This is a genomic window from Paenibacillus xylanilyticus (genome assembly GCF_013359935.1).
GTDB lineage: Bacteria > Bacillota > Bacilli > Paenibacillales > Paenibacillaceae > Paenibacillus > Paenibacillus xylanilyticus.
In genome coordinates this window covers 129,312-144,911 of record NZ_JABMCB010000179.1, presented here as the reverse complement: position 1 = coordinate 144,911, position 15,600 = coordinate 129,312, and the positions used below count along the sequence as shown (strand labels likewise).

Genomic DNA, 15,600 nt, shown 5'->3' with positions numbered 1-15,600 from the left:
TCATGACTGAGAGGAGGATGAACCTATGGCGGATTCACTCGTAATCGTGGAGTCGCCCTCAAAGGCGAAGACAATCGGCAAGTATTTAGGCAGCAAGTTCATCGTGAAAGCTTCGATGGGACATGTGCGCGATTTGCCGAAGAGTCAGATCGGCGTTGAGGTGGAAAATGATTTTAATCCGAAATATATTACGATCCGCGGCAAAGGTTCGATTTTGAAAGAACTGAAGGATGCACGAAAGAAAGTGAAAAAAGTGTATCTCGCAGCTGACCCGGATCGCGAAGGCGAGGCTATTGCATGGCATTTGGCTCATGCACTTGAACTGGATGACACGGAAGATTGCCGGGTTGTCTTTAATGAAATTACGAAACAGGCGGTCAAAGATGCGTTCAAAACACCGCGCAAGATCAATATGGATCTGGTGAATGCGCAGCAGGCGAGACGTATTTTGGATCGGCTTGTTGGATATAAAATTAGTCCACTATTATGGAAGAAAGTCAAAAAAGGATTATCTGCAGGACGCGTTCAGTCAGTGGCGGTCAAAATCATTTTGGATCGTGAAAATGAAATAGACGACTTTGTTCCAGAAGAGTACTGGAGCATTACGGCGAAACTCACCGCAGATGGCAATCCGTTCGAAGCCAAGTTCCATCAGTTAAACGGTGCAAAAACCGAACTGGGGAGCGAAGCTGAAGTTCAAGCCATTTTAAAACAAATTGAGGATGCGGACTTTACCGTCAAGGAAGTGAAAGAGAAAGAACGCAGCCGGAACCCTTCCGCTCCGTTTACCACAAGTTCCTTGCAGCAGGAAGCTGCACGGAAATTGAATTTCAGGGCTTCCAAAACGATGTCCGTGGCTCAACAGCTCTATGAAGGTGTAGACCTCGGAAAAGAAGGCACAGTGGGTCTCATTACGTATATGCGTACAGACTCCACCCGGATTGCGGCATCAGCCCAGGAAGAAGCCAAGGAATACATTATCGGCAAGTATGGGGAAGCTTTTGCGCCTGAGACGCCAAGAAATTATTCCAAAAAAGCAGCTAATGCACAGGATGCTCACGAAGCTATTCGTCCAACATCCATTCTGCGTGATCCTGACTCCATCAAGTCATTTATGAGCCGTGATCAATTCAGACTATATAAATTGGTATGGGAGCGCTTCGTGGCCAGCCAGATGTCTTCCGCTATTCTGGACACTCTCTCTGTGGATATCGCAGCCGGAGATACTATTTTCCGTGCAGCAGGTTCCAAAGTCCGCTTTCAGGGCTTCATGAAGGTTTATGTGGAAGGAAACGACGATGGTACTACTGAAGAAGATCGTTTGCTGCCTCCATTGAAAAGTGGGGATCTGCTGGAGAAACAGGAGATAGAGCCGAAGCAGCACTTCACACAACCACCGCCACGTTATACGGAAGCGAGACTCGTTCGTACGCTGGAAGAGCTGGGCATAGGGCGTCCAAGTACATATGCGCCAACCCTGGAAACCATTCAAAAGCGTGGATATGTTGCAATCGAAGAGAAAAAATTCATGCCGACCGAGCTGGGAGAGCTGGTCATCGAACAGATGGAAGAGTTTTTCCCCGAAATTCTGAATGTAGAGTTCACAGCCAATATGGAAGGTGATCTTGACCATGTGGAAGAAGGTTCGGAAGACTGGGTCAAAGTACTTGCTGAATTTTACGAATCATTCGAAAAACGGCTTGAGTTCGCTGAAGAAGAAATGAAAGAAATTGAGATTGAAGACGAAGTCTCGGATGAAATCTGTGAAAAATGCGGCAAGCCGCTTGTATACAAACTGGGCCGATTTGGCAAGTTTCTTGCCTGTTCCGGATTCCCGGATTGCCGGAATACGAAACCGATTATCAAGGATATCGGTGTAACTTGTCCGAAGTGTAAGGAAGGGCATGTTGTGGAGCGTCGCAGTAAAAAAGGACGCATTTTCTATGGTTGTGACAAGTATCCGGAGTGTGATTTTGTATCTTGGGATAAACCGTCAGCAAAACCTTGCCCAAGCTGCGGTTCTCTCATGATTGAGAAACGTAACAAACAGGGAACGCGTTTGCAATGTACTTCCTGTGACCATCAGGAGCCGGTTGAAGAACCGGAAGAAGAAACAGCGGATTAGCATATATGGGGGTAAATGATTTTGACGAATGAACAAGTAGTAACTGTAATTGGGGCCGGGCTGGCCGGTACTGAAGCAGCTTGGCAAATTGCAAGTCGCGGCGTACGTGTGAAGCTATACGAGATGAGACCGGTTGTAAAAACGCCGGCTCATCATACAGATAAATTTGCAGAACTGGTGTGCAGTAATTCGCTGCGTGCCAATGGTTTAACGAATGCAGTCGGCGTACTGAAAGAAGAAATGAGAATGCTGAATTCCCTGGTGCTGGGTGCAGCGGATCGCAATGCGGTTCCTGCCGGAGGAGCACTTGCTGTGGACCGCGATGGATTCTCGGGAGAGATTACTTCAACGCTTCATCAACATCCACTCATTGAAGTAGTAAATGAAGAACTGACCTCATTGCCGGAGGATGGCATTGTTGTCGTTGCCACAGGTCCATTGACTTCACCTGCATTATCTGAACAAATCAAGTCGCTGATGGGTGAGGAGTACTTCTATTTCTACGATGCGGCTGCACCGATTATTGAAAAAGATTCCATTGATATGAACAAAGTTTACCTCGCTTCCCGTTATGACAAAGGTGAGGCGGCTTACTTAAACTGCCCGATGACAGAAGAAGAGTTTGATGTATTTTATGATGCTCTGATTACGGCAGAGGTTGCCCAATTGAAGGAATTTGAAAAGGAAATCTACTTTGAAGGCTGCATGCCAATCGAAGTCATGATGAAACGCGGGAAACAAACTGCTCTGTTTGGACCGATGAAACCAGTAGGTTTGGTAAACCCGCATACAGGAGAATTACCTCATGCGGTTGTTCAGCTCAGACAGGACAATGCGGCAGGTACGCTGTACAACCTGGTCGGATTCCAGACGCATCTGAAATGGGGAGAACAGAAACGGGTATTTTCTCTGATTCCCGGTCTGGAGAATGCTGAGTTTGTGCGTTATGGTGTGATGCACCGCAATACGTTTATCAATTCTCCCAAACTGCTTCGTCCAACGTATCAATTCAAAGACCGTCCAAACCTGTTCTTTGCAGGCCAGATGACAGGTGTGGAAGGATATGTTGAATCTGCTGCATCGGGACTGATTGCAGGTATGAATGCGGCCAAAGCGGCACTCGGGCAGGAACTTGTTGTGTTGCCTGTAGAGACGACTCTGGGAAGTATGGCCCAGTATATTACAACGGCTGATTTCAAACACTTCCAACCGATGAATGCCAACTTTGGATTGCTGCCAAAATTGGAGACGAAGATTCGTAACAAAAAAGAAAAAAATGAAGCTCTTGCACAGCGCGCGCTGGATGGTATTGCCCGTTTTGCTGCTGCAGAAGGTCTAACTGTTCCGGAACGCGTATAAATTATATTCGTGGGAGGAGGCTGAAATCGTGGATATGTCATTTCACGCTACAACGATCTGCGCAGTTCGTCATAATGGCAAGGCAGCGATTGCCGGAGATGGTCAAGTGACCATGGGGCAAAGTGTTGTCATGAAAAATACGGCCAAGAAGGTAAGACGTTTGTATCGCGGACAGGTAGTGGCCGGTTTTGCTGGTTCCGTAGCGGATGCTATTACCCTGTTCGAGAAGTTTGAGGGCAAGCTGGAGGAGCATCACGGTAATTTGCAGCGTGCTGCGGTAGAACTTGCCAAGGACTGGCGCCAAGATCGGATTTTGCGCAAACTCGAAGCGTTGCTTATCGTGATGGATAAGACAGGAATGCTGCTGATCTCTGGTGGAGGCGAAATTATTGAGCCAGATGACGACGTGATCGCGATTGGTTCAGGAGGCAACTTCGCCCTGTCCGCTGCGCGTGCTTTAAAACGTCATGCGACGGACCTGGAGGCAAAAGACATTGCCCGTGAGTCACTGCAGATCGCAGCTGAGTTATGTGTGTATACCAACAATAATATTATTGTAGAAGAGCTGTAAAATAACCCCGCAAAATGTAACATGGACTATGGCCTTCAGGGCTATTCCTATCAATTTGCGGGGTTATCCCTAATTTTGATAACATATTTTCAAGCAGGAATTTAAGTAGACTGGTAGGAGGGAAGCGAAAATGCTAACACAGGCATTAACACCCAGACAAATCGTTGCAGAGCTTGATAAATATATTGTAGGTCAGAAACAGGCCAAAAAATCGGTGGCTGTTGCCCTTCGTAATCGATATCGCCGAAGCCTTTTGCCAGAGCATACCCAGGATGATATTGTACCTAAGAATATACTGATGATTGGACCCACAGGTGTAGGTAAAACCGAAATTGCCCGCCGGTTGGCTAAACTGGTGGGAGCCCCGTTTGTAAAGGTGGAAGCGACGAAATTCACGGAAGTGGGTTATGTTGGTCGGGATGTTGAATCCATGATTCGTGACCTGATCGAAACGTCCATGCGGATGGTCAAACAGGAACGGACTGAAAAGGTGAAAGATAAGGCCGAAGAAGCTGCCAATGAGCGGATCGTACATATTCTGGCTCCTTCCCAATCCAAGTCCAAAAATCAACGTAATCCGTTTGAAATGATATTTGGCAATAACGGAAACAATTCACCTGAACAGGAAGAGCCCGAGCCGGACACCAATGTCGCTGAGCGACGTCGCAAGATCAAATTTGATCTGTTATCCGGCAAGCTGGAGGAAGACATCATTGAAATCGATGTTGAAGACACTGCGCCGAATATGATGGATATGTTTGCAGGTCAGGGGAATGACCAGATGGGCATGAATATGCAGGAGATGTTTGGCAGCCTTTTGCCACGTCGTACGAAAAAACGCAAGCTGCCCATTAAGGAAGCTCGTAAAGTTCTGACTCAGGAAGAAGCAGGGAAACTGATCGATATGGATGATGTCACACAAGAGTCCATTCGCCGAGCAGAACAAACGGGTATTATATTCATTGATGAGATTGATAAGGTAGCCAGCCAGGGACGTGGAAGCGGTCCAGATGTATCCCGTGAAGGGGTACAGCGGGACATTTTGCCTATCGTGGAAGGTTCCACGGTCATGACCAAGTACGGACCGGTCAAAACGGATTATATTCTGTTTATGGCGGCTGGCGCATTTCATGTAGCTAAACCCTCGGACCTTATTCCGGAGCTTCAGGGACGATTCCCAATTCGTGTGGAGTTGAACAGTCTATCCTTGGAAGAATTTGTGTCTATCCTGACTGAACCTCAAAATGCATTAACCAAACAGTATGTCGATTTGCTGCGTACTGAAAATATCGAAATTGAGTTTTCGGATGAGGCAATCCGTGAGATTGCCAAGCTGGCCGAGTCGGTGAACCAAAATACGGAGAACATAGGTGCACGTCGACTGCATACGATTCTGGAGAAACTTCTTGAGGATTTGTCCTATGAGGCTCCTGAACTTACTCTGGAGCGAATGGTCATCACTCCGGAGTATGTGCGTGAGAAATTGAATGATATTGCACTGGATCGTGATCTGAGTCAGTATATTCTGTAACAGATTTATCTCTGAAATAAGCATAATTTAAACAAAAGATTAGTGTAATGGTGGTATTCACTGTGTTCGTAAGAATGAGACGACTATTCGGATTCAAGGATGGATTTCCTGATCTGTTGGTGGGTGTCTTATCTTTACACCAGGTGGATATCGCCTATTTTTATTCTAGTCTAATGGATTTCTACAAATATGCCGATAATAGAGTGGAGTTGCAATTGAAGCCGGGAAAAAGTAGGACTTGTGCCGCAGTTGTTAGTGGTGGAAAATGAATAAATACAAAACTGTCCATGTGTTTGAATGGATCTATTTCCAATTAAAGGTTGTTTGTTTTATCCAAGTCTGGTCATCGGTTTAATTACAATGACGAGAAAATTTGCGCAAATACGCAAAAAGTCGAGAACGACGATATTCAGATGTAGTGAAATATTTTCGTTGACTTCCAGGTTTACAGGAATCTTTAATTGTTAAAAAAGTGTTGTGTAATAACAAGGTAAACAAGTGGAACACATTGTTCAAGTTGTCAATTATTTAGTACATAGAATGAATCATTATAGAATTCAAGTGAATAAAAAGCTTATTATAACGGCAAAAAATGCTAACACAATTCAGAGAAATTTTCCCAAATGTATGTACGACAGGTGATATAGCCATATGGAGAAGATGGAAGAATCCTTATTAAATTTTAAAAATGTTTAAGCGTGTGTTTTGTAGATGTGAACTTGATTTTGTTTTGGGCCTCAACATTTGCGAAAAAATTCATAATTTACAGAAAATACACAAAAAGCCCTGTCTTTCAGAAAAGATAGGGCTTTTTTCTTATTGTAATAAATGCCAATCTCGAAGAAACTTATGTTATACGACAACATCAGAGTTAATTCTACTTAAGTCCTAGAAAAATGCGAAATGGCGAATGTTTTTGTCGAAAAACATAAGCGATTTTACGGGGGAAGGATTCAATCTTTTTCCATAATTTCTAAGGAGAGGAGGGAAAACATGAATCTTTTGAATGATATTAGCTTTAAAAGATTGCAAGGTGCACTCGATGCGTCCAACACCAGACAACAAACGATTGCAGACAACATTGCGAATGCTGACACCCCGTATTACAAGCGTTCTGACGTTTCTTTCGAAGAAATTTTACAGCAACAAACGAACGGAGATATGCCAGTTCTTAAAGGAAAAGTGACGGACTCAAGGCATTTTGTCATAGGACCTTCCTCTTCCGTTCCTACACCCGTAGTTACAATGGATCAGTCGACATCCATGAATAACAACCAGAATAATGTCGATATCGACAAAGAAATGAGTCTTCTGGCCGAGAACCAGTTGCGTTACAACGCTTATATTCAACAAGTGAATGAACAGATTAAAATGATGCGTGTTGGAGTGGAAGGGAGATAGAGTAGGTGAATATCAGCAACAGTTTTAGCATTAGTTCCTCAGCCTTGACAGCCCAACGCTTGAGGATGGACGTAATATCCTCAAACATCGCTAATGCAGAGACGACTCGCGCCAGTGTAGCCAATGGTGAAGCAGTTCCTTACAAAAGGAAAATGGTTGTGCTTGAACCAAACAAAACTTCGTTTAGCAGCATCCTACAGAATCAGATGGGCAATAAGGCTTCTGGTGAAGGAGTTAGAGTATCAGAGATTCGTGAAGATCAGTCTCCTCTGAAACCTGTATATGATCCTTCCCATCCGGATGCCAACGCTGAAGGTTATGTGTACATGCCGAATGTGGATATTGCAAAAGAGATGGTTGACATGATCTCGGCATCTCGTTCTTATGAGGCAAACGTAACAGCATTGAACTCAACTAAAGCGATGATAACAAAAGCTTTGGAGATAGGAAGATAGATTGCAACAAGGGCAATGAGCGTTTTTTCATTTAATAAGAGGATAAGGGGAGGGACATTAATGATTCAGAACAACATGTTTAACACACAGGTGGTTCAACCATTACAGATGCAAAATGCTTCGGTTAGCAAACCATCGACACCAGCCGAAACCATCCAAAGCTTCGGTACATACTTACAAGAGGCATTAGGGTCTGTGGCTGCACAGGAGTCCCAAGCGCATGAAATGTCTAATCAATTTTTATTGGGGAATGTGAACGTGGATCAAGTAATGATTTCTTCAGAACAGGCCCTGTTGAGTCTGCAACTCACGACTCAAGTCCGAAACAAAGTAGTCGAAGCGTATCAGGAGATTATGCGTACGCAAATGTAAAAAGAGCATGCTTGCGCTTCGATAACAGCGCTGATCATTACAACAAGCAGCTGCGATGCTGCTCCTGAATCTTAATTAGGTGCTTACTAATAGAAGTACTGTAAATTACTCAGGACAGACTAAGCAAAGTTTCGGATGGGGTGACAGAGTGAATGAGAGAATTGCCCAGTACAGGGATAAAGCAACCCAGTATTGGAATAGCTTCAGCAAAAAACAGAAAGTATTACTGGTTTCCACCTTTTTATTCTTAATTCTGGCGGCTGTTGTATTAACGATGCAATTGTCCAAAACAGAATATGAAGTTGCATTTACCGATTTGAATGCCAGTGACTCCGCAGGAGTTATTAATTACCTGGATTCATCAAGTATCCCCTACAAGTTAAGTGCAGACGGGAAAACCATATCGGTACCGAGCACGGATGTTGCACTTGCAAAAGTGAACATCGGATCACAGGGGATTATTCAAAATGGTTCATTGGGTTACAAATCATTCGAGGAATCCTCATCACCAATCGGGATGACGGACAAAGAATTCGATGTAAAGTATAACAATGCGATAAACGGAGAAGTGGAACAATTACTTCAGCGCATGCAAGGCATACAAGACGCCAAAGTTTTGGTCAACATGCCCAAGGATAACATCTTTGCCGGCCTTGAAGAGCAGGACAAAGCATCAGCTTCCGTAGCATTGCAGTTTAAACCGGGATATCACCCGAATCAGGCAGCAGTTGACGGATACTTTAATTTGGTAAAGACGGCTATTCCCAACCTGCCGATCGAAAATATTACGATCACTAACACGGATGAAGCCGAGTTAATTCCAACGGCTCGTGGTGGCAGCGGCGGATTATCTTCTGAAGTCCAAGAAAACATGGCTTTGCAGAAGAAGTTCGAAAATGACGTTCGTAATAATGTAAAACAATTTCTTTCACAAATCGTAGGCGAAGACAAAGTAAATGTACTGGTAGCTTCCAAGCTTAACTTCGATAAAGTGACAAGCAAAGAAAATCTGGTTACACCTGTCGATGAAGAAAACATGAAGGGCATCGAGATCAGTGTGCAGGAGATTCAAAAGAGTTATACAGGTGCTAGCACGCCAACAGGCGGTGTCGCAGGAACTGGGCAAGAAGAAGTTCCGGGGTATCCTTCAACGGATGCAACGGGGAATTCTACCTCTGAGGAATCATCAAGCACTGTCAACTATGAAGTGAATCGAATTGCCAAAGATATCATTTCCAGTCCTTACACTGTAAAAGATTTAACCATTAACGTGGCGGTTGAACCACCTGAAGGACAAACAGAATTACAACAACCTGTTCAGGATGCCATTGAAAACATTTTGGTGAATATCGTTCGAGCTTCACTTGCAGATTCAGGTGATGCAATAACAGACGCAGATCTGACCAAGAAAGTCTCGGTTATCTCCCAAGGCTTCCAAACTGCAGCAGCTGCAGAGACAGGATTCCAGCTTTCGACAGGCATGATGTGGGGTATAGGAGCGCTGGTGGCAGCGTTAATCGCAGCAGTCGTTATCTTGCTCGTACGTCGTCGACGCAAACAAAACGAAGAGGAAGAAGAAGAGATTCCTCTCCCAGTAGCAACAGAGTTCCCGTCCATTACGTTGGACAGTGTAACGAACGAAAGTCAAGTGCGCAAACAATTGGAGAGTTTGGCGAAGAAAAAGCCGGACGAATTCGTCAATCTGCTGCGTACGTGGCTGGCTGACGAATAGAGGTGAACGCATTGGCAAAGGCAAGCAGTCAGGGTTTGACTGGAAGACAAAAAGCAGCAATTTTGTTGATTACATTAGGTCCGGAAGTGTCAGCGCAAATCTTCAAACATCTGCGTGATGAGGAGATTGAACAATTAACATTGGAAATTGCCAATGTTCGCAAAGTCGATGCTTCAGAAAAAGATATGATTATGGCTGAGTTTCACCAGATCTGTCTTGCTCAGGAATACATTTCTCAAGGTGGTATTACTTACGCGAGAGAAATTCTGGAGAAGGCGCTCGGATCGCAAAAAGCGCTTGAAGTTATTAATCGTTTGACAGCTACGCTGCAGGTTAGACCATTCGACTTTGCACGCAAAGCTGATCCAAACCAAATTTTAAACTTTATCCAGAATGAAAGTCCGCAGACGATCGCTTTGGTGCTATCCTATCTGCAATTTGAGCAGGCAGCAGCAATTCTATCATCGTTGCCTCAGGAAAAGCAGGCCGATGTAGCTCGAAGAGTCGCTGTCATGGACAGTACATCCCCTGAAGTTATCTCTCAGGTGGAGCGTGTATTGGAACAAAAGTTATCTTCAACGGTTACTCAGGATTACACAAATGCAGGCGGTATCGAGTCGATCGTACAGATTCTGAACGGAGTCGACCGGGGTACGGAGCGTACCATTCTGGACTCTCTGGAGATTCAGGATCCGGAACTCGCCGAGGAAATCAAAAAACGCATGTTTGTATTCGAAGATATTGTCAATGTGGACGACCGTTCGATTCAACGCATTATCCGCGATATCGACAACGCAGACTTGCAGCTTGCACTCAAAGTGGCCAGCGAAGAAGTACGGGATGCGGTATTCCGCAATATGTCAAAACGGATGTCCGAAACATTCAAGGAAGAAATGGAATTCATGGGACCTGTTCGGTTGCGTGATGTGGAAGAAGCCCAGACTCGTATCGTAGGAACGATCCGCAGACTGGAAGAAGCTGGTGAGATCATTATTGCTCGCGGCGGAGGAGATGATATCATTGTCTAATTTGATTAAATCTTTCCAGTATGTACCCGTTGATGACCGCAAACGCCTTGAAAACCATCATAACTATGGTGGATCTGAAACAGCGGAATTTGATAGTGAATCAGAAGGATCAGAGGCTGCGGCGTTGCAGGCACGTGTAGACGAAGAGACGAAACGTCTGACTGCGGAGATGCTGGAAGATGCGAAGGAGTTTGCAGAAAAGCAGGTACGTGAAGCCTCCGAGGAAGCGGAGCGCATGCTTAAAGAAGCCCGTGAGCAGATCGATATCTGGTGGCAGGAGCAGCGTGAGCAGGATGAGCATTTGACTGAGGCGCTGCGCTCACAAGGTTTTCAGCAGGGTTTTGATGAAGGCAAAGTACAAGCTGAACTGGATCTCCAGGTGCAGATCGAACAGATGATGAAAGAAGCTCAGGAAGTACTCCAAGAGGCTTACGTAGCAAAAGATCAAATTATTCAGGAAGCTGAGCCATTTCTTGTTGAACTGGCATGTGGTATTGCTGAAAAGGTCATTGATAAACAACTCACAGTTGAACCGGATCATACCCTTGAATTGATTCGTCAGAATTTGGCACGCAAACGTGAACAAGGAATGATTGCTCTATGTGTTGCTCCAGAGCAATTTGCTTTTGTACAAGCTGCGCGTGAAGAGTTGTCCTTGTCGATCGACTCACAGGCCGAACTCCAGATTTTGCCGGATGCAACGGTGAAAGACAAAGGCTGCGTGATTCGTTCGTCTTTCGGAAGCGTGGACGCCCGTATCGATACACAATTGTCCGAAATTAAAAAAGAACTGGTCCGCATAGCACTTGAGGATGAGGGGCGAAAAAATCAACATGAAGGTTCTTAGTTCACAGCGTTATATGGAGCATTTACGCCAATTTGATCCTGTCCGGATTAATGGTAAGGTCACCCAGGTTATCGGTCTCATGGTGGAATCGGAAGGGCCAGATGCGAGCATCGGTGATGTATGCTACATCTACCCGGGGAAATCGGAAAAACCGATTCAGGCCGAAGTCGTTGGTTTTCGGGATAACAAAGTACTACTGATGCCTTTGGGTGAATTACAGTCGATTGGTCCCGGATGCGATGTCGTAGGTACCGGGAAGCCACTTGGAGTCCAGGTTGGTTCAGAACTGCTGGGCAAAGTGCTTGATGGACTTGGGCAGCCGCTGGATGGTTCCTTGCTTCCTTCAAGAATGCCGATGTTTTCGACATCAAACAAACCTGTAAATCCGATGGAACGGCCGCGGGTACTGGAGACGATGGGTGTAGGTGTTAGAGCCATTGACGGTCTGTTGACTGTTGGTAAGGGTCAGCGGGTTGGTATTTTTGCCGGCTCCGGTGTTGGTAAAAGTACCTTGATGGGCATGATTGCTCGCAATACAGCAGCTGATGTGAATGTCATTGCACTCGTAGGTGAACGGGGACGTGAGGTGCGTGACTTTATCGAACGTGATCTGGGACCAGAAGGATTGGAACGTTCAGTCGTCATTGTTGCAACTTCAGACCAACCCGCGTTAATTCGAATTAAGGGAGCAGTCATTGCAACCACGATTGCGGAATACTTCAGGGACAGAGGCATGAATGTCATGTTAATGATGGATTCCGTTACTCGTTATGCCATGGCTCAAAGGGAAGTCGGACTTGCTGTGGGTGAGCCTCCAGCGATGAGAGGTTATACACCTTCTGTATTTGCAAGTTTGCCTAAATTGCTCGAGCGTGCGGGGACAGGACCAACCGGCTCCATTACAGCATTTTATACGGTGCTCGTGGATGGTGACGATATGAATGAACCGATTGCGGATGCTGTCAGGGGTATTCTGGATGGCCATATTGTACTGAATCGCTCCATTGCTAACAAAGGTCATTTTCCAGCGATTGATGTGCTTGCCAGCATTAGTCGTGTCATGAAAGACATAGCACCTGAAGAACAGCTCGAAGCTGTTAATAATATGAAGCGATTAATGGCTGTATACAAAGAATCCGAGGATTTGATCAACATTGGTGCGTATCAGAGAGGCTCGAACGCAGCGATTGATGAAGCAATGGATCAGATCGAAAGTATATGGAACTTTACCAAGCAAAAAGTGGATGAAAAAGTAACACTGAGTGAAGTGCAGGAACGTTTGATTCTTGAATTTGCAAGGAGATGAAAGGTTAAACGATGAAATTTCGATATCATTTCCAAAAGGTTGTTGACCTGAAAAGCAATGAAAAAACACAAGCGGAGTGGATGTTATCCACAGCGATCGGCAAACTTCAAACGGAAGAAGAACACCTTTTACAACTGATGAATGATAAAAATAATCTGATTAGCGTCATTCAATCCGCAACGGAGAGCAGAGCTTCAGTATCCAGTCTGCAAGAAATGCAGCGATACGTTTATCACCTGGATGAGTGCATTTCCAAAAAGAATTCGGATGTTAAACACGCACAGGTCAATGTACAGCAGAATCAGACGTTCTTGAACGGTAAAATGGTTGATGAAAAAGTGTGGCTTGAAGCGAGGGACAAGGCCAAAATCAAATTTCAGCAGGAGATGCTCCTCCGGGAACAGAACGATCTGGACGAGATGGCTACTGTACGCTTCGCTGCCAAGGCCGGACGCGCAATTTGATGTGCTTCGGAAGCGAAGTTGTCTCGTGAAGGAGGAATGAACAATGGCTGTTAAAGATACAGATATCGAAAAAGAGTCAGGCGGCGGTTGGGAAAAATTTCTAATGATCTCGATTCCAATTGTCTTCACCGTAGTGCTGCTCGGTGTGCTGCTCACCTTATTTAATGTGGATATTCGCAACAACATGCTTGAGGTAGCTAACAAAATTCCGGTCGTTAAGGATTGGGTACCTGATCCTGTATTGGATCCGGAAAAAGAAAAGCTGGACGAAAGCGAGAAACAAGTTGAAAGTGCTGAAGCAACAATCGAAAAACTGAAGTCTCAGGTAGCGGAAAAAGAAACAGAACTTCAGGCAGCGAAAGAGGCTACGACGACAGAAGCAAAAAAAGCAAGCGATCTGCAAGCAAAATTGGATGAAGCGGAAAAAGCAGCAGAAGCTGCGGCAGCGAGTAACTCTGAGACGGAGTCGGATTATCAGAAACAGATTAAGGATTTGGCCAAGATGTACGCGGACATGAGTCCGAGCAAAGCAGCTCCTATATTACAGAACATGACCAATGAAGAGATGGTTTTGCTTCTGAGTTCAATGCAGTCAACTGCGCGTACAAAAGTTTTGGAGAAAATGGATCCGAAAACGGCTGCAGATGTCACCATGATGATGAAGGACGCCAAACCATCCGGTGATTTGGCATTGGATGCATTGCAATCCAGATTGAAGAAAGAAACGGCCGCAACCACAACGACGTCAACGAGTAACTCGAAAAACCTGGACAAAACACAGCTTAGTCAAACATTCTCATCAATGTCAGCTTCCAGCGGTGCCAAGTTGCTTTTAGAGACATACAAACTCAGCCCGGATAAAACGCTAACCATTTTGAACTCGGTAGACGATGCTACACGCTCACAGTTGCTGGAGAATATGTCCACAGAGAATTCTGCTGAAACGGCCAAGATCTTAAACCGCTTAATGGGCAATAAGTAAGGTTGGATGTGGTTATTACCGGAAGGAGGTGAAACAAATGTCGATCGTATATCAAATGACTTCTGCATCTTCATCCAAGGCAGCAAGTGCAGTGCAAACCTCGTCTGGAACGCAATCCAAAGGTACAGTTACAGGGAGCAACGGTGAATTCTTGCAAACACTGGCACAGACACTGAATGCAAGTACTTCTGAAGAAAATAACTCGGCAGCTGCTGGGGGATTATCTGTAAATCCGCTTGCTATAGCATTTGCATCCGGTGAAGAAGGGGAACAAACTTCTCTTGCAGATATTTTAGATTCACTGTTTGCTGGCTTGGATTCGCTCGATGAAGCTTTGGAAAATGATCCAACATTACTGGCGGATTTACAGAATCTGATTCAACAGATGTATGTACAACTAAATGGTGGTTCGGCAGAAACAGAGAATTCTGATGAGACTGTAAATGTACTGGAAGCCGTTAAAGCTGCACCAGTAATGGATCTTACCGAGCATCCATCAGCCGTTCGCTTTGTGTTGCAGGATGTCCTGACTCAGATGGTTGCAAGCATGTCTGAACCGAATAGTCCGATTGCCAAAAATACGACTGAGTTCAAACAATTGCTTCAAACTCTCCAGAATCAGTTACAGGAGGCTGGAGTTGATCTGAGCAACAACAAAGGGTGGACAGATCTTAAAACTGTCATTGACTCAATAGACACATTAAAAGATCAGGTTGTTCCAACAAAAGTTACCCCGTCCTCGGAAAAAGACTTGACTGCTATGTCTGCTCCGAATACCAGAATTAAAGTGGCAGGTGAAGAAGATACGAACACCTCGGTTACTGTCAATGATGGTGGAGAAGTAGATCATTCAAAAGTCATTACAGCCGGGGAGTTATCCATGCGAACGTCAGGCACAACGGTAGCTAAGCCAGCTGAACCCGTAATGCAAGCATCGCAGTTTGCAAAAGAAATGACGCAATTTGTGGTGAATAAGCTGGATATCGTTCAGCAAAAAGGGTTTTCCGAAGCTACAATCTCACTTCGCCCAGAACATCTGGGTAAGCTGGATGTACAGATTACTTTGCAAAACGGACAGTTGGTTGCACGCTTCATGACAGAACATACGATGGCGAAGGATATGCTTGAACAGCAAATGACACAGCTTCGTGCCTCGCTTCAATCCCAAGGGATCCAAGTGGAACGAATTGAGGTCACTCAGAGCAGCTCTCTAGGATCTGAAATGTATCATGATGGGGGGCGTCAACAAGGAAATAACTCGCAGGATCAGCGCCGGTCACGAGAACGGGAAGAGCAATCGGATGATGCAATAACTACGGCAAATCTTCAGGAGGAACTGCGCAATTGGCGCAGTGAAAATGAGGAAGGGAACGACTTCCAGGGAGGATCGTTTACTGCTAAAGCTTAATCGGAAATGAGGTGAAAAT

Annotated in this window: 14 protein-coding genes; all 14 read left to right on the top strand. The window is 45.1% G+C overall.

Annotated features, from left to right (window positions below):
- The first annotated feature begins 25 nt into the window (after positions 1-25).
- The 14 genes from topA (at position 26) to HP552_RS14025 (ending at position 15,581) form a co-directional block, all read left to right on the top strand.
- Positions 26-2,125: a type I DNA topoisomerase gene (topA, locus tag HP552_RS14090; protein ID WP_175396077.1), complete on the top strand. Its 2,100-nt coding sequence runs from the start codon at positions 26-28 to the stop codon at positions 2,123-2,125.
- A 15-nt stretch (positions 2,126-2,140) separates the two neighbouring features.
- On the top strand, positions 2,141-3,484 hold the full coding sequence (gene trmFO / locus HP552_RS14085; protein WP_376768958.1) for an FADH(2)-oxidizing methylenetetrahydrofolate--tRNA-(uracil(54)-C(5))-methyltransferase TrmFO: 1,344 nt from the start codon (positions 2,141-2,143) through the stop codon (positions 3,482-3,484).
- 28 nt (positions 3,485-3,512) lie between these two features.
- Complete coding sequence (gene hslV / locus HP552_RS14080) at positions 3,513-4,055, top strand: ATP-dependent protease subunit HslV (protein ID WP_312884293.1); 543 nt, start codon at positions 3,513-3,515, stop codon at positions 4,053-4,055.
- Positions 4,056-4,185: 130 nt separating this feature from the next.
- Positions 4,186-5,586, top strand: a complete 1,401-nt coding sequence (hslU, locus tag HP552_RS14075; protein WP_175396075.1) for an ATP-dependent protease ATPase subunit HslU — start codon at positions 4,186-4,188, stop codon at positions 5,584-5,586.
- A gap of 993 nt (positions 5,587-6,579) precedes the next feature.
- Positions 6,580-6,987 (top strand): flagellar basal body rod protein FlgB, encoded by a 408-nt coding sequence (gene flgB, locus HP552_RS14070; protein WP_175396074.1) that lies wholly within the window; start codon positions 6,580-6,582, stop codon positions 6,985-6,987.
- Positions 6,988-6,992: 5 nt separating this feature from the next.
- A complete protein-coding gene (gene flgC / locus HP552_RS14065; RefSeq protein WP_175396073.1) occupies positions 6,993-7,442 on the top strand; it encodes a flagellar basal body rod protein FlgC in 450 nt (149 codons plus the stop codon).
- Positions 7,443-7,502: 60 nt separating this feature from the next.
- Positions 7,503-7,814: a flagellar hook-basal body complex protein FliE gene (gene fliE, locus HP552_RS14060; protein WP_175396072.1), complete on the top strand. Its 312-nt coding sequence runs from the start codon at positions 7,503-7,505 to the stop codon at positions 7,812-7,814.
- A gap of 148 nt (positions 7,815-7,962) precedes the next feature.
- Positions 7,963-9,546, top strand: a complete 1,584-nt coding sequence (gene fliF, locus HP552_RS14055; RefSeq protein WP_175396071.1) for a flagellar basal-body MS-ring/collar protein FliF — start codon at positions 7,963-7,965, stop codon at positions 9,544-9,546.
- Positions 9,547-9,557: 11 nt separating this feature from the next.
- The gene (gene fliG / locus HP552_RS14050) at positions 9,558-10,574 is read left to right on the top strand and encodes a flagellar motor switch protein FliG (protein ID WP_095287832.1); all 1,017 of its coding nucleotides are present in this window, start codon (positions 9,558-9,560) and stop codon (positions 10,572-10,574) included.
- Positions 10,567-11,421 (top strand): FliH/SctL family protein, encoded by an 855-nt coding sequence (locus tag HP552_RS14045; protein WP_175396070.1) that lies wholly within the window; start codon positions 10,567-10,569, stop codon positions 11,419-11,421. The genes fliG and HP552_RS14045 overlap by 8 nt, the downstream gene beginning before the upstream one ends.
- Positions 11,408-12,727 (top strand): flagellar protein export ATPase FliI, encoded by a 1,320-nt coding sequence (gene fliI / locus HP552_RS14040; RefSeq protein WP_095358626.1) that lies wholly within the window; start codon positions 11,408-11,410, stop codon positions 12,725-12,727. Before HP552_RS14045 ends, fliI begins: the two co-directional genes overlap by 14 nt.
- A gap of 11 nt (positions 12,728-12,738) precedes the next feature.
- Positions 12,739-13,191: a flagellar export protein FliJ gene (gene fliJ / locus HP552_RS14035; protein WP_175396069.1), complete on the top strand. Its 453-nt coding sequence runs from the start codon at positions 12,739-12,741 to the stop codon at positions 13,189-13,191.
- 43 nt (positions 13,192-13,234) lie between these two features.
- Positions 13,235-14,173 carry a MotE family protein gene (locus tag HP552_RS14030; RefSeq protein ID WP_175396068.1) on the top strand — a complete coding sequence of 313 codons (939 nt, stop codon included), beginning with the start codon at positions 13,235-13,237 and terminating at the stop codon, positions 14,171-14,173.
- A gap of 37 nt (positions 14,174-14,210) precedes the next feature.
- Positions 14,211-15,581, top strand: a complete 1,371-nt coding sequence (locus HP552_RS14025; protein ID WP_175396067.1) for a flagellar hook-length control protein FliK — start codon at positions 14,211-14,213, stop codon at positions 15,579-15,581.
- The last annotated feature ends 19 nt before the right edge of the window (positions 15,582-15,600 follow it).